Source organism: Leifsonia sp. NPDC102414 (assembly GCF_044765685.1).
GTDB lineage: Bacteria > Actinomycetota > Actinomycetes > Actinomycetales > Microbacteriaceae > Leifsonia.
In genome coordinates this window covers 1521466-1540382 of the sequence record NZ_JBIWKN010000001.1, presented here as the reverse complement: position 1 = coordinate 1540382, position 18917 = coordinate 1521466, and the positions used below count along the sequence as shown (strand labels likewise).

15 protein-coding genes and 1 pseudogene are annotated in these 18917 nt (G+C 69.6%); 10 read left to right on the top strand and 6 right to left on the bottom strand.

The annotated features are described in order from the left end of the window. Positions 1-5 precede the first annotated feature (5 nt). A complete protein-coding gene (locus tag ACIRCZ_RS07335; RefSeq protein ID WP_402851192.1) occupies positions 6-1487 on the top strand; it encodes an aromatic amino acid lyase in 1482 nt (493 codons plus the stop codon). Here the strand turns inward: ACIRCZ_RS07335 and ACIRCZ_RS07330 are convergent. Then, positions 1460-1966 (bottom strand): GNAT family N-acetyltransferase, encoded by a 507-nt coding sequence (locus tag ACIRCZ_RS07330; protein WP_402851189.1) that lies wholly within the window; start codon positions 1964-1966, stop codon positions 1460-1462. The genes ACIRCZ_RS07335 and ACIRCZ_RS07330 overlap by 28 nt on opposite strands. Positions 1967-2198: 232 nt before the next feature. On the opposite strand from ACIRCZ_RS07330, the gene ACIRCZ_RS07325 reads away from it, so the two are divergent. Genes ACIRCZ_RS07325 through ACIRCZ_RS07315 form a run of 3 tightly spaced genes read left to right on the top strand, consistent with a single transcriptional unit; the run spans position 2199 to position 4878 of the window. Beyond that, on the top strand, positions 2199-3098 hold the full coding sequence (locus tag ACIRCZ_RS07325; RefSeq protein ID WP_055895369.1) for an ABC transporter substrate-binding protein: 900 nt from the start codon (positions 2199-2201) through the stop codon (positions 3096-3098). 5 nt (positions 3099-3103) lie between these two features. Further along, the gene (locus tag ACIRCZ_RS07320) at positions 3104-4090 is read left to right on the top strand and encodes an amino acid ABC transporter permease (protein WP_055895371.1); all 987 of its coding nucleotides are present in this window, start codon (positions 3104-3106) and stop codon (positions 4088-4090) included. Positions 4091-4125: 35 nt separating this feature from the next. Continuing rightward, positions 4126-4878, top strand: coding sequence for an amino acid ABC transporter ATP-binding protein (locus ACIRCZ_RS07315; RefSeq protein WP_055895373.1), 753 nt, complete (start codon positions 4126-4128; stop codon positions 4876-4878). Between the two features lie 93 nt (positions 4879-4971). Here the strand turns inward: ACIRCZ_RS07315 and hrpA are convergent. Continuing rightward, positions 4972-8826: pseudogene (hrpA, locus tag ACIRCZ_RS07310) on the bottom strand (ATP-dependent RNA helicase HrpA); the annotation flags it as partial. Positions 8827-8905: 79 nt separating this feature from the next. Between hrpA and ACIRCZ_RS07305 the strand changes: the two are divergent. The 3 genes from ACIRCZ_RS07305 to ACIRCZ_RS07295 all read left to right on the top strand — a co-directional run bounded on the left by ACIRCZ_RS07305 (position 8906) and on the right by ACIRCZ_RS07295 (position 11538). Further along, the gene (locus ACIRCZ_RS07305) at positions 8906-9535 is read left to right on the top strand and encodes a hypothetical protein (protein WP_055895378.1); all 630 of its coding nucleotides are present in this window, start codon (positions 8906-8908) and stop codon (positions 9533-9535) included. A 5-nt stretch (positions 9536-9540) separates the two neighbouring features. Continuing rightward, the gene (locus tag ACIRCZ_RS07300; RefSeq protein ID WP_402851694.1) at positions 9541-9831 is read left to right on the top strand and encodes a winged helix-turn-helix domain-containing protein; all 291 of its coding nucleotides are present in this window, start codon (positions 9541-9543) and stop codon (positions 9829-9831) included. A gap of 129 nt (positions 9832-9960) precedes the next feature. Beyond that, on the top strand, positions 9961-11538 hold the full coding sequence (locus ACIRCZ_RS07295) for a long-chain fatty acid--CoA ligase (protein WP_402851184.1): 1578 nt from the start codon (positions 9961-9963) through the stop codon (positions 11536-11538). A gap of 26 nt (positions 11539-11564) precedes the next feature. Here the strand turns inward: ACIRCZ_RS07295 and ACIRCZ_RS07290 are convergent, their stop codons facing one another. The 3 genes from ACIRCZ_RS07290 to ACIRCZ_RS07280 form a co-directional block, all read right to left on the bottom strand. Then, a complete protein-coding gene (locus ACIRCZ_RS07290) occupies positions 11565-12047 on the bottom strand; it encodes a hypothetical protein (protein ID WP_055895382.1) in 483 nt (160 codons plus the stop codon). Between the two features lie 48 nt (positions 12048-12095). After that, positions 12096-12506, bottom strand: a complete 411-nt coding sequence (locus tag ACIRCZ_RS07285; RefSeq protein ID WP_055895385.1) for a hypothetical protein — start codon at positions 12504-12506, stop codon at positions 12096-12098. An 85-nt stretch (positions 12507-12591) separates the two neighbouring features. Continuing rightward, positions 12592-13425: an aldo/keto reductase gene (locus ACIRCZ_RS07280; RefSeq protein ID WP_402851180.1), complete on the bottom strand. Its 834-nt coding sequence runs from the start codon at positions 13423-13425 to the stop codon at positions 12592-12594. A 164-nt stretch (positions 13426-13589) separates the two neighbouring features. On the opposite strand from ACIRCZ_RS07280, the gene msuE reads away from it, so the two are divergent. Then, positions 13590-14210: an FMN reductase gene (msuE, locus tag ACIRCZ_RS07275; protein ID WP_402851177.1), complete on the top strand. Its 621-nt coding sequence runs from the start codon at positions 13590-13592 to the stop codon at positions 14208-14210. Positions 14211-14256: 46 nt separating this feature from the next. After that, entirely contained in the window at positions 14257-15651 is a 1395-nt protein-coding gene (locus ACIRCZ_RS07270; RefSeq protein ID WP_402851174.1) for an NtaA/DmoA family FMN-dependent monooxygenase, read from the top strand. 57 nt (positions 15652-15708) lie between these two features. On the opposite strand, the gene ACIRCZ_RS07265 is transcribed toward ACIRCZ_RS07270, so the two are convergent. Then, the gene (locus tag ACIRCZ_RS07265; protein WP_055895394.1) at positions 15709-16881 is read right to left on the bottom strand and encodes an acyl-CoA desaturase; all 1173 of its coding nucleotides are present in this window, start codon (positions 16879-16881) and stop codon (positions 15709-15711) included. Positions 16882-17047: 166 nt separating this feature from the next. Here ACIRCZ_RS07265 and ACIRCZ_RS07260 point away from each other — a divergent pair, with 166 nt between their 5' ends. Then, a complete protein-coding gene (locus ACIRCZ_RS07260; protein WP_055895396.1) occupies positions 17048-18901 on the top strand; it encodes a thioredoxin domain-containing protein in 1854 nt (617 codons plus the stop codon). The last annotated feature ends 16 nt before the right edge of the window (positions 18902-18917 follow it).

Here is an 18917-nt window from a genome sequence, read left to right as displayed (position 1 = left end):
GTCTGATGTCGCGCCGGGTGATCGTGCTCACGACGGACGCGCCGACGGCGGACGACATCGTCGCCATCGCCGACGGCGCGACGGTGGAGCTCTCGGCTGAGGTGCGGGATGCCTTGGCCGCATCGCGCGCTGTCGTCGAGCGGGCGATCGAGGCGGGGGAGCCCGTCTACGGTCTCAATCGCAGACTCGGCGCGGGCCGGGATGCGGCGGTCGACCCGGCCGGGTTCGCCGAGTTCCAGCGCCGCACCATCGCCAACCATCGCGGCGGAACGGGCGAGCCGCTGGCGGCGCGCGAGGTGCGCGCGGTGATCGCCGCGCGGCTCGCCGGGTTCACCCGCGGAGGCGCTGGAGTGCGGCCGGAGCTGGCGGAGGCGTACGCCGCGCTGCTTGACGCCGGCGTGCATCCGGTGGTGCCGCGGCGCGGATCGGTGGGGGCGGCAGACCTGACCGTGCTCGCAGAGGTGGCGGCCGTTGTCACCGGAGACGGCCTCGTGCTCCGCGCTGGCGGCGACGGTCCGCCCCTTCCCGCTGCCGAAGCGCTCGCGGCCGCGGGCCTCGCCCCGCTCGCCCTCGCCCCGCACGAAGGGCTCGCCGTGCTCAGCGCGAACGCGTACAGCATCGGCGTCGGTGCGCTTGTCGCTTCTGACGCCGCCGCACTCGCCGAGGCGGCCGACCTCACGGTGGCCCTGTCGCTCGAAGCGGTCGGCGCGGCATCGCCGGCCGGCAACCTCAGCCCGTACAGCACTGTCGTCGCCGACGCACGGGGCGGGACCGGTCAGCGGGCGTCAGCGGAGCGCATCCGGGATGCTGTCGCAGGCGGAGCCCTGGAACGGCCAGGACGCACGGTGAGCGTGCAGGACCCTCTGGCCTTCCGCACGGCTCCGCAGCTCCACGGTGCGCTGCGCGAGGCCGTCGACCGGCTGCGCGCCGAACTCGACCTCGAACTCGCCGCCCGCAGCGAGAATCCGGTGGTCGACGTGCCGAGCGGTCGCATGGTGTCCGGCGGCAACTTCCAGGCGCTGCCGCTCGCTCTCGCGCTCGAGAACTTGCGGCTGGTGCTCGCGCACGTCGCGTCGGCGTCGGAGCGGCGCACGGCGGCGCACTCGCTCGCGCTCGCGCCGTCGCGCGCGGCGGGGGAGACGCGCATCCCCGGCCTGCTGCTCTACGCGGCAGCCGCCGCCGTCGCGGAGCTCCGCCAGCTCGCGGCACCGGTGACCCTCGGAATCACCACGCTCTCCGGCGTCGAGGACCACGCGACGCTCGCGCCGGTCGCTCTCCAGCTCGCGCAGCGCTCGCTCGCGCTCACCGGCGAGGTTCTCGCGATCGAGGCCCTGCACGCGACCGACCTGCTCGGTGTCGGCGGTGCGACGGCGACGGGCGCGCGCACGGGCGCGCTGCAGGCGTCGCTCTCCGCGCTGGTCGACGACGCTCTTCCCGCGGCAACGCTCGCGGAGACCGCTCAGAGCGTCTTGCGGAACGCCAGGTAGGAGACGGCCTCCCAGTCGCCGTCGATGTCGAACAGGGGCTCGTAGCCGAGGGAGAGGTACAGCGCGACCGCCTCCGGCTGCCTGGCGCCCGTGGTCAGCACGATGTTCTGGATGCCACGCCGTTCGGCCTCCGCCTCCAGCTCCGCCATCACGCGCCTGGCGAGCCCCCGGCGGCGATACGCCGAGTGCGTCCAGACCCGCTTCACTTCGACGGTCGCGTCGTCCTCGCGCATGAACGCGCCGCCCGCGACAGGCTCGCCGTCCACCAGCAGCAGGATGAACGTGCCTCCGTGGTCGGCGGCGAAGCGCTCGGCGGGGTAGCGGGACAACTCGACGGACGACGGGATGCCGTCGTTCAGCCCGTAGCGCTCGTCGTACTCCCGCGACAGCTCGGCGACCAGCGGGGCGGCGAGGGCGTCGTCCGGGGTCGTCACGAGCACGACGGCGGATGCGGCGAAGTCGGCAGTGTGTTCGGTCACCAAACGACGATATCCCGGCAGGCGCGTCTCGTGCATCACCGGCCCGGACTTCGTCGTGGTTAAGTGTGTCTGGCTGCGGAATCAGTGCAATAAATCCCGAAACCTGCCGGAAATCTCCGTGAAAAACTGCGTTGCACGCGTGATTTAGTGTGAATGAACCGCCCCGCGGCTGAGGTATGCTCCCATCACCCGCACCTGCATCTCCTGCACAGGAAGAAGGACGAACCCCATTATGCGCATCCGATCCGTGGCCTCCGTGGCCGCCATCGCCGCCGTTGCAGCGCTTGCGCTCAGCGGCTGTGTCGACAACTCCACTCCGGCCGACAGCAGCTCACCGTCGAGCGCGTCCGGCGTGAAGAAGGACGACGCCCTCGCCGGTCAGCTGCCCGCCGACATCAAGAAGGCCGGCGTGCTCACCGTCGGCATGGACAACACCTATCCGCCGAACGAGTACAAGGACGACAGCGGCCAGCCCGCCGGCTGGGAGGTCGAGCTGACCAACGCCATCGGCGCCAAGCTCGGACTCAAGATCAACTACGCCATCGCCAAGTTCGACAACATCATCCCGAGCGTCGTCGGAGGAAAGGACGACTTCGGAATGTCGTCGTTCACCGACACGACCGAGCGTGAGAAGCAGGTCGACTTCGTGAACTACTACACCGCCGGCATCATGTGGGCGTCCGCCAAGGGCAAGACGATCGACCCGGACAACGCCTGCGGCCTCAAGGTCGCCGTCCAGGCCACCACCTACGAGGACACCGACGAGGTCCCCGCCAAGTCGAAGGCGTGCACGGACGCCGGCAAGCCCGCCATCCAGGCGCTGCGCTTCGACACCCAGGATGCGGCGACCAACGCCGTCGTCCTCGGTCAGGCCGACGCCCTCAGCGCCGACTCGCCCGTCACCCTGTACGCCATCTCGAAGTCCAGCGGCAAGCTGCAGGCAGCCGGCAAGGCCTTCGAGGTCGCCCCGTACGGTCTGCCCGTCGCCAAGGACTCCAAGTTCACGAAGGTGCTCCAGAAGACGGTCCAGGCTCTGATCGACGACGGCACGTACGGCAAGATCCTCGACAAGTGGGGCGTCTCCGACGGTGCAGTCACCACGGCCGACCTCAACGCCGCCTCGAAGGGCTGAGTGACATGTCCCTGGGCAACCAGGACCGGCCGGCGACGGGCTCCATCCCGTCGCCGGCCGGCGCTCCTCCCACGTCAGAGCCGATCAAGGCGATCAAGCTCAAGCACCCGTGGCGGATCGTCTTCGCCGTCGTGCTCATCCTGCTGGTCGTCTGGTTCATCATCGACGCGTCCCAGCGCGAGGCGTACGGCTGGCAGTACGTCGGCAAGTACATCTTCGACAAGCGCATCAGCGCCGCCGCGCTCGTCACCCTGCAGCTGACCGTCTACTCGATGATCATCGGCGTGATCCTCGGCCTCTGCCTCGCCGTGATGCGGCTGTCGCCGAACCCGGTGGTCAAGTCCATCGCCTGGCTCTACCTCTGGATCTTCCGCGGCACCCCCGTGTACGTCCAGCTGGTGTTCTGGGGCCTGTTCTCGCTGATCTACCCCAAGATCTTCCTCGGCGTGCCGTGGACGGACTGGGGCGTGTCCTTCGACCTGGCGTTCATGCAGAACGCGTTCATCATCGCCATCATCGGCCTCGCGCTCAACGAAGCGGCGTACATGGCCGAGATCGTGCGCGCCGGGCTCCTCTCGGTCGACTCCGGCCAGGAAGAGGCGGCGACAGCGCTCGGGATGGGCTGGGGCCGCACGATGACCCGCATCGTCATCCCGCAGGCCATGCGCGTCATCATCCCGCCGACAGGCAACGAAGTGATCTCGATGCTGAAGACCACATCGCTGGTGGCGGCCATCCCGCTGACCACCGACCTGTACGGCGTCGCGCGGGACATCTCCGCCGTCACATACACGCCGGTGCCGCTGCTGATCGTCGCCTCCTGCTGGTACCTGCTCTTCACCTCGATCCTGATGGTGGGGCAGTACTTCCTCGAGCGCCGGTTCTCGCGCGGAGTGAACGCACGCAGGCCGGACCGCGGCGACGGAGCCGCCCTGACCGGCGCCGTTCCCGTCGCAGGCGCGCCCGGCAACGACCTGGGAGGTAAAGGATGAGCGACCGCGTTTCCCCCTCGACGCCGGGGACCCCGATGGTCCTCGCCGACGGTGTCTCGAAGAGCTTCGGCTCCAACGAGGTGCTGAAGAGCATCTCGCTGTCGGTCAACCCCGGCGAGGTGCTGTGCATCGTCGGCCCGAGCGGTTCGGGCAAGTCGACCTTCCTGCGCTGCATCAACCACCTCGAACGCGTGGATGCCGGACGCCTGTCGGTCGACGGCCAGCTGGTCGGCTACCGGCAGCACGGCGACAAGCTCTACGAGCTGAAGCCCAAGGAGGCCGCGAAGCAGCGCCGCGAGATCGGCATGGTGTTCCAGCGGTTCAACCTGTTCCCGCACATGACGGCGCTGGAGAACGTGATCGAGGCGCCGATCAGGGTCAAGGGTGTTCCGAAGGCGCAGGCCGTCGCCCGCGCGCAGGAGCTGCTGACCAGGGTCGGGCTCGGCACCAAGGGTGATCACTACCCTGCGCACCTCTCCGGAGGTCAGCAGCAGCGCGTCGCCATCGCGCGGGCGCTGGCGATGGACCCGAAGCTGATGCTGTTCGACGAGCCGACCTCGGCGCTCGACCCCGAGCTCGTCGGTGAGGTGCTCGACGTCATGAAGGGGCTCGCCGCATCCGGTATGACCATGATCGTGGTCACGCACGAGATGGGCTTCGCCCGCGAGGTCGCCGACGAGCTGGTCTTCATGGACGGCGGCGTCGTCGTCGAGTCGGGGGACCCGCGCGAGGTCCTCGCCAACCCCCAGCACCAGCGCACCCAGGCCTTCCTCTCCAAGGTGCTCTAGCCCCCTCGCCCCGTCCCCCAAGCAATCGAGCCGGGACTTGTGCACACTCCGACACGGCGTGTCGCGTGCACAAGTCCCGGCTCGATGGCGTCGTCAGGCGCCCAGGATCTTGCGGAGGCGCTGGATGGAGGCGGACTCGGCGGTGCCGAGGGACTGGGCGAAGAGGCTCACGCGGAACTCTTCGAGCATCCACCTGGCGTGCACGATGTTCTCGGGTGAGTGCGGCGCGAGCGGGATGCGGCCGCCTGCCTCGGTGTAGAGCGCCACGGCCGTCTCCACCTGCGTCTGCCAGGCCCGGTCGCGGCCCGGGTTCACCGGCAGCGCGGCGATGCGCTGGCTGATGCCGTTGAGATAGCGGGGGAGGTGCTGCAGCTGGTCGAGGCCGGTGGCCGAGACGAAGCCGGGGTAGACCAGGCCGGCGAGCTGCGCCTTCGCGTCGTTGAGCGCCGAGAGGAACACCAGGCTGGTCGCCCCGCTGATCGCCTTCTCCGCGGCGCGGGCGGCGGTCAGGATGCGCGTGACCAGGGCGACGGTGGTGAACATCGAGTCCATCACGATGCCGGAGACGCGGTCGCGGACCGCCTCGAACTCGGCCCGCATGAACACCTGGCCGTCCGGCTTCATCCGATACAGCACGCTGTCGATCACCGCGAGCAGGCAGTCGTCGAACAGCGCCTTGGTGTTCGGGTACGGGCTCGCGGCGAGCGTCAGCTTCTCGTTCGACGTGAGGTGCTGCTGCACGTACGCCACCGGAGACGGGATGCTCGCCAGCAGCAGCCGGCGCACCCCGCCCGGCATCGCCTTCGCCTGGTCGGCCGGCGTGCCCATCAGCCGGATGCTCACACTGTCGCCGTCGTCGACCAGTGCCGGGTACGCGCGGATCACGTTCTTCGATCCGCCAGGGCCCTCCTGGGTGCTGTCGAGGAACCGCGGGAGCTCGTCCATGTCCCAGGTCGTGAGGCCGGACCGCTCGATCGCGTTCGGCGTGCGCGCCTCCGCCACGCGTGCCACCGAGTCGCGGGCGCGCGTGCGCAGGCGGTCCTGGAGCGCCGCCAGGTCTTTGCCGGACGCGATCGGGCGGCCGCGCTCTCCGACCACCTGGAACGTCGGCGACAGGTGGGCGGGGATGCGCTCCCGCTCGAAGTCGGAGCCGCTCACCCGCGATCCCGTCATCCGGCTGATCGTCGCCGCGAGGGTGTCTGCGAGAGTCGCAGCGGGCTTCTCTCCATCGTGGGCGTGCATACCCGCCGTGCCGCTCAGCTCCCCGAGCAGCCGGGAGGCCCAGTCGGCGGCGGGCACCACCTGGCGGCGGATCGCCTTGGGGAGCGCCTTGATCATGGCGGTGACGAGGTCGTGGCGGAGACCGGGGACCTGCCAGTCGAAGCCGTCGGGCAGCAGCCCGGCCAGCAGGGGCAGCGGGATCTGCACGGTCACCCCGTCGTCCTCCGCTCCCGGCTCGAAGCGGTAGCGGAGGGTGAGCTGCTGGTCGCCCTGGCGCCAGACCGGAGGGAACGCATCGTCGTCCACAGGCGCGGAGTCCGCATCCAGCAGCGCTTCCTGCGTCATGGTCAGCAGATCGGGGGTCTCGTTCCGGGCGGTGCGCCACCAGCCCTCGAACGAGCGCGTCGAGACGACATCGGTGGGGATGCGCTTGTCGTAGAACTCGAAGACGGCCTCGTCGTCGTTGAGGATGTCGCGGCGGCGGGTGCGCTCCTCCAGCTCGCGCAGCTCGGCGCGCAGTTTCCGGTTGGCGCGATCGAACGCCTGGGGGGAGTCCCACTCGCCCTCGACCAGGGCGTGCCGGATGAACAGCTCGCGCGACAGCTCCTGGTCGATGCGCGCGTACTGCACACGACGGCGGGGGATGATCGGCACGCCGTACAGGGTGACCCGCTCATACGCGACGACGGCGCCCTGCTTCTTCTCCCAGTGCGGCTCGCTGTAGCTGCGCTTGCAGAGGTCGCCGGCGATCGGCTCGGCCCAGGCAGGGTCGATGGATGCGTTCATCCTCGCGAACAGGCGGCTCGTCTCCACGAGCTCCGCGCTCATCAGGGCGTTCGGCTGCTTCTTGGCCAGGGTGGATCCAGGGAAGATCACGAAGCGAGTCTGGCGGGCGCCGAGATATTCGGAGGAGCGGGCACCGCGGGCTCCTCCCTTGTTACCGGAGGCCGTGAGGTCTTTCAGTCCGATGTGCGAGAGCAGACCGGCGAGGAGCGACTTGTGGATCCCATCCGGGTTGACGGCAGGCGATCCGATGGTGAGCCCGAGCGGCTTGGCGAGCTGGCGGAGCTGCCGGTAGACGTCCTGCCACTCCCGAACCCGCAAGAAGTTGAGGAACTCGGCCTTGCACATCCGGCGGAACGCGCTCGACGACAGCTCCTTCTGCTTCTCCTCCAGGTAGTTCCAGAGGTTCAGCAGGGTGAGGAAGTCGCTGGTCGGATCGGCGAAGCGGGCGTGCTGCTCGTCCGCGGTGCCGCGGCGCTCGACCGGGCGCTCGCGCGGGTCCTGGATGGTGAGCCCCGCGACGATCGCCATGACCTCGCGGGAGGTGCTGTGCCGCTTCGACTCCACGACCATCCTGGCGAAGCGGGGGTCGATGGGGAGCTGGGCGAGCTGGCGGCCGACCTTGGTGAGAGCGTTGTCGCCGTCCTTGGTCTTCGTCACGGCGTTGAGTTCCGCCAGCAGGTCGAGGCCGTCCTTGATGCCGCGCGAGTCCGGAGGGGTGAGGAACGGGAAGGCCGCGATGTCGCCGAGGCCGAGCGAGATCATCTGCAGGATGACCGCCGCCAGGTTGGTGCGCAGCACCTCCGGCTCGGTGAACTCCGGACGCTTCTCGAAGTCCTCCTGCGAGTACAGCCGGATGGCGATGCCGTCGCTGGTGCGGCCGGAGCGGCCGGAGCGCTGGTTGGCGCTCGCCTGCGAGATGGCCTCGATCGGGAGGCGTTGCACCTTGGCGCGCACGCTGTAGCGGCTGATGCGCGCTGTCCCCGCATCCACCACGTACTTGATGCCAGGCACGGTGAGGCTGGTCTCCGCCACGTTGGTGGCGAGGACGATGCGGCGACGGATGCCAGGCATGGTCGACGGCTGGAACACCCTGTGCTGTTCGGCTGACGACAGGCGGCCGTAGAGGGGGAGGACCTCTGTGCCAGGCAGATTGCGTCCACGGACGGCGTCTGCGGCATCCCGGATCTCGTTCTCGCCGGACAGGAACACCAGCACGTCGCCCGGCGCCTCGCGGGACAGTTCGTCGATGGCGTCGTTGATGCCCTGCAGGTAGTCGCGGTCTGCGGACGGGACGGGGTCGGCGTCCTCGTCGCTGTCGTCGTCTGTCAGCGCATCGGCGACCAGAGGCCGGTAGCGCACTTCGACCGGGTACGTGCGGCCGGAGACCTCGACGATGGGCGCCGGGGTGCCGTCCGCGGAGGCGAAGTGCGCGGCGAAGCTCTCCGGGTCGATGGTCGCCGACGTGATGATGACCTTGAGGTCCGGCCGCTTGGGCAGGAGCTGCTTGAGGTAGCCGAGGAGGAAATCGATGTTGAGGCTGCGCTCGTGTGCCTCGTCGATGATGATCGTGTCGTATTTGCGGATCATCCTGTCGCGGTGGATCTCGTTGAGCAGGATGCCGTCTGTCATCAGCTTGATCCGGGTGTCGGAGGAGACGCGGTCGGTGAAGCGCACCTGGTAGCCGACGGTGGCTCCGACCTCCTCGCCGAGCTCCTCCGCGATGCGCTCCGCGATGGTGCGAGCGGCGAGCCTGCGGGGCTGGGTGTGGCCGATGTTCTCCCTGCCGAGCTCCAGGCAGATCTTCGGCAGCTGCGTCGTCTTGCCCGAGCCGGTCTCCCCGGCGACGATGACCACTTGGTTGTCGCGGATGGCGCGGGCGATGTCGTCCCGCTTCTGGCTGACCGGCAGCTCGGGAGGAAAGGTGATCGTGGCAGACATGAGCCTTCCATCCTCCCATGTTCCCGGCGCAAACTCCCAGTTTCTATTGCGCTCGCAAACTACTTTGTTCTACAAAGTCGATATGGACACACAATCTCAGCACGAGAAGTCCGAAGACCCGCGCAGCAGGCTCGACATCATCGACGACCAGCAGCGCCGCGTCGACCGCGACTTCGAACGTCCGGTGGTCTGGCTGTACGCAGTGTGGGGGTTCGCCTGGTTGATCGGCTACCTCGTGCTGTGGCTTGCGACGGGACCACTCAGCGGAACCATCCCCGGTCCGCTCGCCGGCATCGTCTTCGCCGTCCTCATCGTCGGCTCGATCGTGGCATCCGCCCTCATCGGCTCCCGCATCGGCAGGGGGATGCGCGGCCCGTCCACGTTCTCCGGCATCGTCTACGGCGTCTCATGGAGCGCCTGCGCCATCGCCTTCGCCGCCCTCGGGATAGGCCTGGTGGTCAACGGGCTGTCCGACGACCTCTCGTCGCTCTATTTCCCGAGCGCGTACGCGCTGATGTGCGGCGCCCTCTACCTGGGCGGCGCGGCGATCTGGCAGGACAGGATCCAGCTCGTCATCGGCGTGGTCCTGCTCGCTCTCGGTGGGGCGGCTCCGTTCGCCGGAGTTCCGTGGAACCTGCTCGTGATGGCCGTCGTCGGCGGTGGTGCCTTCCTGGTCGGTGCAGCGGTCACCGTCGCGCGCGTGCGGAAGTGACGCAGGTGGACGAACTCGACCCGGTCATCCACCCGGCCGTGCGGCTGAAGATCACGGCGACGCTCGCGACCATGCCGCCGGGCGACAGCATGGCCTTCCCCCGGCTGCAGGAGCTGCTCGACCTCACCGCGGGCAACCTCTCCACGCACCTCCGCAAGCTGGAGGACGCCGGGTACGTGGAGGTCGAGAAGACGCACCGAGGCCGCACGCCCGTCACCTACCTGCGCCTCTCCCGCACCGGCCGCCGGGCCTTCGAGGACTACACCACAGCGCTCCGCGCCCTGCTCGCTCCCTGAGCCGCATCCCGGCCGGCCAGGACACGCGCAGTCCGTGCACGGATTCGCAGGGGATGCGCGGGGTTGCGGGAGTAGGTTTCGTAGCAACCCGAATGGGTTCTTTTGTCAATGGAGACAGGGAGCACACGCATGAGCCACGGATTCGCCACGATGTCGGTCGCGAGCATCCTCGCAGAGACGGCACACCGGATGCCGGACAACGTCGCACTGATCTTCGGCGATCAGCAGATCGCATACGGCGAACTCTGGGAGCAGACCCGCCGCTACGCGGGAGCGCTGCGCTCCCGCGGCATCGGGGAGGGGGACGCCGTCGCCCTGCTGCTGCCGAACGTGCCTGACTTCCCTCGCGCCTACTACGCCGTCCTCGCGCTCGGAGCGGTCGTCGTGCCCGTGCACGCGCTGCTGAAGGCGGAGGAGATCGCCTACGTGCTGCGCGACAGCGGAGCGAAGCTGCTGATCTGCGCGGCGCCCCTGCTCGCGGAGGGAGCGAAGGGCGCAGCGCTCGCCGGCATCGAGACCCTGTCCGTGCTGGTGCCGGACGACAAGACGGCCGAGCTGCCGTTCGCCAGGCTCGAGGACGAAGCGCGGGAGGCGGAGCCCGTCGACACCTACGTGCCCCGCGACCCGCTCGACACCGCCACCATCCTCTACACGTCTGGCACCACCGGCAAGCCGAAAGGCGCGGAGGGCTGTCACTTCTCGCTGGTCGAGCAGGTGAACGTGCTGCTGGCCGGCACGCTCGACATCGGCCAGGACGACCGCATCCTCGGCTGTCTGCCGCTGTTTCACACGTTCGGCCAGACCTGCGTGATGAACATGGGCTTCCGTGCAGGCGCCGCGATCGTGCTCGTGCCGAAGTTCGACGGCGCGACGGCGCTCGCGCTCCTCAACGCCAACGCGTGCACGATCATGACCGGCGTGCCGACCATGTACATCGCGCTGCTCGAAGCGGCGAAGTCCAACCCGGAGCGGCCGCCGCTGCGCTACGGGATGTCCGGAGGAGCCGCCATCCCCGTCGCCGTCATCGAGCGGATGAAGGAGGTGTACGGCATCGACGTGCACGAGGGATACGGCCTCACCGAGACCTCGCCCGTCGCCTCGTTCAACCACCGGGGCCGCCCGACCAGGGTCGGCACGGTCGGCACGCCGATCTGGGGCGTGGATGTGGAGATCGCCGATGCAGAGGTCGACGACAGGATCGAGCTGCTGCCGCGCGGGGAGCTCGGCGAGATCGTGGTGCGCGGGCACAACCTGATGAAGGGCTACCTGCACCTGCCGGAGGCCAATGCGGAGGCGGTCGTCGACGGCTGGTTCCGCACCGGCGACCTCGGGACGAAGAGCGAGGACGACTACATCACGATCGTGGATCGCAAGAAGGACATGATCGTGCGCAACGGCTACAACGTGTACCCGCGTGAGGTCGAGGAGGTGCTGTCGACGCATCCCGCTGTCGCGATGGTCGCGGTGTTCGGGGTGAGCCACGAGACGCACGGGCAGGAGGTGATGGCCGTCGTCACGGTGATGCCGGGGATGAGCGCGGACGGCGACGACCTGGTCGCATTCGCACAGGAGCACATCGCCGCATACAAGTATCCGCGGCGCGTGGAGATCCTCGAGGCGCTGCCGCTCGGACCGAGCGGGAAAGTGCTGAAACGCGAGCTGGTGGCGCGGTTCGAAGCGGAGGGGGCGGCCGCGGCACGTCCCTAGTCGAGCGTGGCCTGGTCGAGCGCGGCCTAGTCCAGCGTGGACACGGTGGGCACCACCGAGTCGCTGAACACTTCGGGGACGCCGGGCTGGAAATCGCCGGAGAGGTAGAGCCGCACGCCCTTGGTCGGGCGCGCGGGGTCGGCGATCTCCGCCGCATCCCTGAGCGACTGGGAGAACCAGGCGTCGCCGAGCAGCGCGAGCGAGAACGCGAGCGCTTCAGCGTCGGTCGGCGCCGTGCTCTCCTCGTCGCGGGCGACGGCGCTGAGCTTGGTGGCGATCAGGGTGATCGGCTGTCCTTCGCTTGCGCCGATGCAGGTGCAGGCGAACACGCACAGCACGTCGGCGCGCTCTGGCGATGCGACGGCGATGGGTTCGGTGGACTGCGGATGCCCGTCGGCGGTTGCAGCGTCGATCAGCGTGAACATCCGGTCGCGCACCGCGGCGAACCGGTCGCCGTTCGCGGCCAGAAGGGCCTCGGCCAGTGCGTCGACCTGCTCGCGCGTCGTCATGCTGTCGACGCTAGCGCACAGGGCGGCCGCACAGGATGCGCCGACCCGTCACGGCGCGGTGTCGAGCGTGCGCAACCGGTACGACGAGTGCAGGTAGAACGCGGCGAGGGCGGCGTAGACCACGCACGCGACGGTGGGGACGAACGCGTCGGCCGGCTTCGAGGCGAGTGCGCCGAGCAGGGCGATTCCCGCGGCGACCGCGAGCCCGGCCCCGATCCAGAACCCGGCGGCAGGGCGGGCGGTCGCGCGCCACCAGACGCGTGGGTCCTCCCTGTTCTCCTCGATCCCGCGGAACGTGCGGACGCCGATGGTGACGTATGCGATGTTGAGGATCGCGACGATCAGCACGTCGATGGTCGCGTTGACGAGCTGCTGGAAGATGAACACGTTCAGCACCAGCAGCAGCCCGTAGCCGCCGACGATGTAGATGATCTTCCCGGTGATCGTCACGATGCGCACACGGCGAGCCTAACGGTCGAGCCCAGCGCCGCACGCGAAGCGGCCCCCGCATCCTTCGATCCGGGGGCCGCTCATCCACGCGGGGCTAGTTGACCTCGTTGGGGTGGGCGCTGACGCGGCCCTCGCGCTCCATCGAGGTGATGGCGGCGACCTCGTCGGCGGTGAGCTCGAAGTCGAAGACGTCGAAGTTCTCGGCCATGCGCTCGCGGCGGTTCGACTTGGGGAAGACGATGTTGCCGGTCTGCAGGTGCCAGCGGATGACGACCTGGGCGGGCGTCTTGCCGTGCGCGGCGGCGGGAGCGGAGACCTCCGGGGCGTCGAAGAGCGGGTACTTGCCCTGGCCGAGCGGACCCCAGGCCTCGATGTGGATGCCGTGCTCGCGGGCGAACGCGGTGACCTCGGGCTGCTGGTGCGCCGGGTGCAGCTCGATCTGGTTCACGGCGGGCACGATGTCCGTGTTAGCCAGCAGCTTCTCCAGGTGCGGGACGAGGAAGTTGGAGACGCCGATCGCCTTCGCGCGGCCGGTGGCGTAGATCTTCTCGAGCGACTTCCACGCCTCGACGAAGGTGTCCTTCTCCGGGGTGGGCCAGTGGATGAGGTACAGGTCCACATAGTCGAGACCCAGCTTCTCGAGCGACTCGTCGAAGGCGGCCTGCGCGTCCGTCTGGCGGTCGTTCCACAGCTTGGTGGTGACGAACAGCTCGTCGCGGGCGATGCCGGAGGAGGCGATGGCCTCGCCGACGCCGGTCTCGTTGCCGTAGATCGCCGCGGTGTCGATGTGGCGGTAGCCGACCTCGAGCGCGTCGGTGACGATCCGGGTGGTCTCCGTGGGCTCGACGCGGAAGACGCCGAAGCCGAGCTGCGGGATCTCCGTGCCGTTGTTCAGTTCCAGGGTGGGGATATTTGCGTTTGCAACCATTCCTCTACGGTAATCCCTGACGTTCTGCCGATCCAACCGCCGTCGGTGATGGATTCAGCGCCGCCGGTTCTGAATCGTGCAGATGACGCCGTGTTGCGCCGCAGGTTTACGTCGCATGACGCGCGCCCTGGTATTCCAGGATGCGCGGGCTTAGCGTCGCAGGCATGTCTCAGCTCTCGTCGATCCCGTCGCACCCGTCGCTCCCGTCCAGCCGCCCGCTGCGCGTCGTCGCCGTGTCCGGCAGCCTGCACACGCCGTCGAAGACCACAGCGCTCGTCGGCGAGATCCTGGCCTCGTTCGGCCGCGAGCTTCCGATCGACGCGCACCTCATCGCCGTGAATGAGATCGGGCCGGACTTCGCGGGCGCGCTGCGCAGGGACGAGCTGCCGGAGTCGGTCGAGACCGAGCTGCAGCGCATCGAGGGCGCCGACCTGCTGGTGGTCGCCAGCCCGGTGTACCGCGCATCCTTCACCGGGTTGTTCAAGCACCTGTTCGACTTCGTCGGCCAGTACGCGCTCGTCGACACTCCCGTCCTGCTCGCCGCGACGGGCGGCTCCGACCGGCACGCCCTCATCATCGAGCACCAGTTCCGGCCGCTGTTCGGGTTCTTCCAGGCCCTCACACTGCCCATCGGGATCTACGCGAACGACTCCGACTTCACCAACGGCGCCGTCACGAGCCTCGATCTGCACGAGCGCATCGACCTGGCGGTCGCCCGCGCCATTCCACTCATCCGCAGCAATGTGGCAGAGGCGGAGTCGATCGCCAAGTACCTGGGACGCTGATGGCGGCCGCCACGGGACCCAGACCGCGCCGCGAGAGCACGCGCCGATGACCAGGCAGCTCATCCTCGGCGCCGTGTTCCGCGCGCTCGGCGCGTTCCCGTCCGGCTGGCGGTACCCCGGGGCGCACAACGATCCGCTGCGCGACCCCGCGATCCTGCGCCGCACCGCGCGTACGGCGGAGGCGGCGAAGTTCGACTACCTCTTCTTCGGGGAGTGGCTCGCGACAGGGGCCGACCTCGAGTTCCGCGACCCGGATCTGCTGGCGCGCATCGACCCGCTGAGCGCCGTCTCGTACCTCGCGGGTGTCACCAAGCGCATCGGCCTCATCGCGACGGCGAACACGGGATACTACGACCTGTTCACGCTGGCGAGGCAGACCGCATCCATCGACCGGCTGAGCGCCGGACGCGCCGGCATCAACCTCGTGACCGGCGCCGACCCACGAGCGGCGGCCAACCACGGGCGCGACCCGCTCGGCGGAGCCGAACCGCGCTACGACGAGGCCGACGAATACCTGCGCGCGCTCCGGCTGCTCTGGGACAGCTGGGAGGACGACGCGTTCCTGCGTGACAGGGCGTCGGGCAGGCTGATCGACCCGGAGCTGCTGCACAGGACGGACGCGGTCGGAGCACACATCCGCGTGTCGGGTCCGCTGACTGCTCCCCGCCCCGTGCAGGGACATCCGCCGATCGTGCACGCCGGAGGCTCCTCGCGGGCCAGGCGGCTCGCGGGGGAGCTCGCCGACGTCTTCATCGTCGCCGTCTCCTCGATCGACGACGCCGCCGCCGTGCGCGCAGAGACCACCGCCCGCGCCGTCGCTGCAGGCAGAACGGACGGAGGGCCGCGCGTCGTCACGCCGATCCTTCCCGTCGTCGCGGAGACGACGGCCGAGGCGCAGGCGGTCTATGACGAACTCCTCCGGCTGGTGCCGCTCGCGGACGACCAGGCGGCACAGGCGCCGGACTTCCCGCCGAACAGGACCATCAGGGCGCTGTCCGGGATCGTCGGGGTGCCGCTCGGCACGCCACCGCTCGACGACGAGGTGCCGCTGCGGGTCGCCCGCAGGTTCGCCGAGGGCGGGCAGCGGCTGCTCGAGGCCGTGCAGACCAGGACCGGCAGGCGGATCGGGGGCGAGCATCCCGTGACGTACCGTCAGCTGCTGGCGGCGCACACCGTTCCCGCCGCCGCGGTCGTCGGCTCTGGCATCGAGGTCGCCGACCATCTGGAAGCCTGGTTCGGGTCCGGCGCCGTCGACGGCTTCAACATCCTGCCGCCGTTCCTCTCCGGTCAGTTCGAGGCATTCACGTCCCTGGTCGTGCCTGAGCTGCAGCGGAGAGGGCTGTTCCGCACCGAGTACGACGGCACGACCCTCCGCGACCACCTCGGCCTCGCCAGGCCGGAGAACCTGCACGTGGCCGACGCGGCCAGGCGCACGGCGTAGCGGGCGCGACGGGCATAGCGGGCGCGGCGGGCGCGCATCCTTGGTGGATGCGCGCCGCTACGGCCTGGGGGTATCGGCCGCCGCCGCCGGTGCCGCCGCCGCGGACCACGCCGGGTCGGTGATCGCCGCACGCTGCTCCAGCAGCGGGCAGGCGAACGGGTCCTTCTCGCCCAGGCCCACCCTGTTGATGTAGCGCAGCACGATCGCGTACGACTCGCCGAGCCCCGTCTCGGTGTATCCGACACCGTGTTCCGTGCAGAACGCGCGGATCACCGGCGCTGCCCTCCGCAAGTGGATGCTCGGCATCGACGGGAACAGGTGGTGCTCGATCTGGTAGTTCAGGCCGCCCATCAGGAAGTCGAGCGTCCTGCTGCCACGGATGTCCCTGCTGGTCAGCACCTGCCTGCTGAGGAAGTCGAGGCGGGCGTCGTGCGGCACGATCGGCATCCCCTTGTGGTTGGGCGCGAACGACATGCCCATGTACACGCCGAACAGCCCGAGCTGCACGCCGAGGAACGCTGCGGCGATCCCGGGGGACAGCACCCAGAACACAAGAGCGACGAACCCGATGATGCGCACGGAGAGGAACGCGAGCTCCACCGGGCGCCGCTTCACCGGCTCCCTGGAGAGCACCCGCCGCACACTCGACGCGTGCAGCGACAGCCCCTCGAGCAGCAGGATGGGGAAGAAGAACCAGCCCTGATGCCCCATCACCCACCGTCCGGCGCCGCCGAAGAGCATGAGAGGGCGCCGCGTCGACGCCTGCGCGGGGGTGAACACCACGACAGGCAGGTCGATGTCGGGGTCGACGCCCTCCCGGTTCGGATTGGCGTGGTGGCGCGTGTGCTTGTGCTGCCACCAGCCGTAGCTCATGCCGACGAACAGGTCGCCGACGACCAGGCTCGTCCAGTCGTTCCAGCGTCCGGAGCGGAAGATCTGCCTGTGCGCAGCATCGTGACCCAGGAACGCGATCTGAGTGAAGATGAAGGCGAACGCCGCGGCGACGATCAGCTGCCACCAGGTGTCGCCGATCAGGATGAACGCGGCGATGGCCGCGATCGTCGCGACGGGCACGGCGATGAGCCTCGTCCAGTAGTAGCCGTAGCGCCTGCGCATCAGGCCGGACGATTTGATGCTGGCGGCGAGAACGCCGTAGTCGCCTGCCTCGCCCGTGTGCGTCGCGCCCGCCGGCCCTGCCACGATCGGCGCTGCCACGATCCGTGCCGCCATGATGACCCCGTTCCTCGCTGGATGTGCGTGCCAGGGTCTGGGGTACTTCCCTCAGGATACGCTCGCGCGCCGCACGAGCATCCCCATTGACAGGCAACCGGAAGCCGTGCAGCAGGGTGCGACATCGCGCGCCCCGCGCTGCCGTGCGCGGGGCTAGGGTGGCGGCATGGCGAACCGGCTCACGGATGCGATCAGCCCATACCTGCGCGCCCACGCGGACAACCCGGTCGACTGGTTCCCGTGGGGCGCTGAGGCGTTCGCCGAAGCGCGCAGGCGGGACGTCCCCGTGCTCGTCTCCATCGGATACGCCACCTGCCACTGGTGCCACGTGATGGCCAGGGAGAGCTTCAGCGACCCCGACCTCGCGGCGTTCCTCAACGAACGGTTCGTGGCGATCAAGGTGGACAGGGAGGAGCATCCTGACGTCGACGCCGGCTACCTGTCGGCGGCGAGCGCCTTCACCGGCAACCTCGGCTGGCCGCTGACCGTGTTCGCGACCCCGGACGGGCGTGCGTTCTTCGCAGGGACGTACTTCCCTCCGCTGGCCATGGAGGGGCGGGCGTCGTTCCGGCAGGTGCTCGACGCGGTGTGGGATGCGTGGACGGAACGCCGTGCGGAGGTGGAGAGCAACGCGGCGGCGGTCGTGGCAGCGCTCGCCGCCGCATCCACCGCAGCGACAGCCGTCTCAGAACTGCCGGACTCCCGCGCACTCGACGGCGCGGTGGATGCGCTCGCCGCGGCCGAGGACGAACGCTTCGGCGGGTTCGGGACATCGCCCAAGTTCCCCGTCGCTCCCGTGCTCGGCTTCCTGCTCGCCAGGCAGAGCGGCCGACAGCTCGCCTCCCGCACCCTGCGGCTGATGGCGGAGTCGCCGCTGCGCGACACCGTGGACGGCGGATTCTTCCGCTACGCCACCCGCCGCGACTGGAGCGAGCCGCACTACGAGCGGATGCTCTACGACAATGCGCTGCTCCTGCGCTGCTACGCCACGGCCTGGCAGCAGACCGGAGCGGCCTGGGCGGAGTCCGCGGCGGACGGGATCGCCGCGTTCCTGCTCGGCGTGCTGCGGCGGCCGGAGGGCGGGTTCGCGTCCGCGCAGGATTCGGAGAGCACGATCGACGGAGCGAGGGTCGAGGGCGCGTACTACCGGCTGCCGGTCGCCGAACGGGCGAAGCTCGACCCGCCGCCGATCGACGCCAAGGTGCTCACCGGCTGGAACGGCTTCGCGATCGGGGCGCTCGCCAGAGCATCGTTCGCGCTCGACCGTCCCGCCTGGATGGTCGCCGCGCGCACGGCGGCGGACGACCTGCTCGCGCGGCACCGCAGCGCAGACGGGATGCTCGTCCGGGCCTCCCTCGGCGCCCGCGTCTCCGATGCGGCGGCGACCCTCGAGGACTACGGGGGACTGGCCTCCGGCCTGCTCGACCTGGCTCTCGCCTCCGGAGACGCCGAGTACGCGACGGCGGCACGCGACCTCGTCGACCTCTGCATCGACGCTGCGGGGGACGCGGACTGCGCGTTCGAGACGCCGGGCGGCGGCGACCCCGTGCTGCAGAGCAACGGCATGGCCATCCGCGTCGATCCCTCGGAGGGCGCATACCCCTCCGGTCTGTCATCGGCGGCGACGGCGGCGCACACCCTGTTCCTGCTGTCGGGGGAGCGCCGCTACGAGCGAGCAGCCCGCGAAGGGATGCGCGTGGTCGCCGCCCAGGCGGTCGCCACGCCGAGCGCGTTCGGCGCGGCGCTTGAGCTGATGGTGCGGCTGGCCGAGGAGCCGGAGCAGCTGGTGGTCGTGCTGCCGGACACGGTGGATGCGGGCGGTGCCGACCTGCTCGGCGCCGTGCGGCGCAGGGACACCGCGCTCACGGCCGTGGTCGGGGATGCGGGGGCCGAGGTGTTCGCGGCAGAGGGGTTCGAGCTGTTCGCCGGGCGCGCATCCACTGGGGGGAGGGTTGCGGCGTACCTGTGCCACGACTTCGTCTGCGATCTGCCGGTGACGACAGCCGAGGCGCTTGGCTGACAGAGCCGGGCTGTCC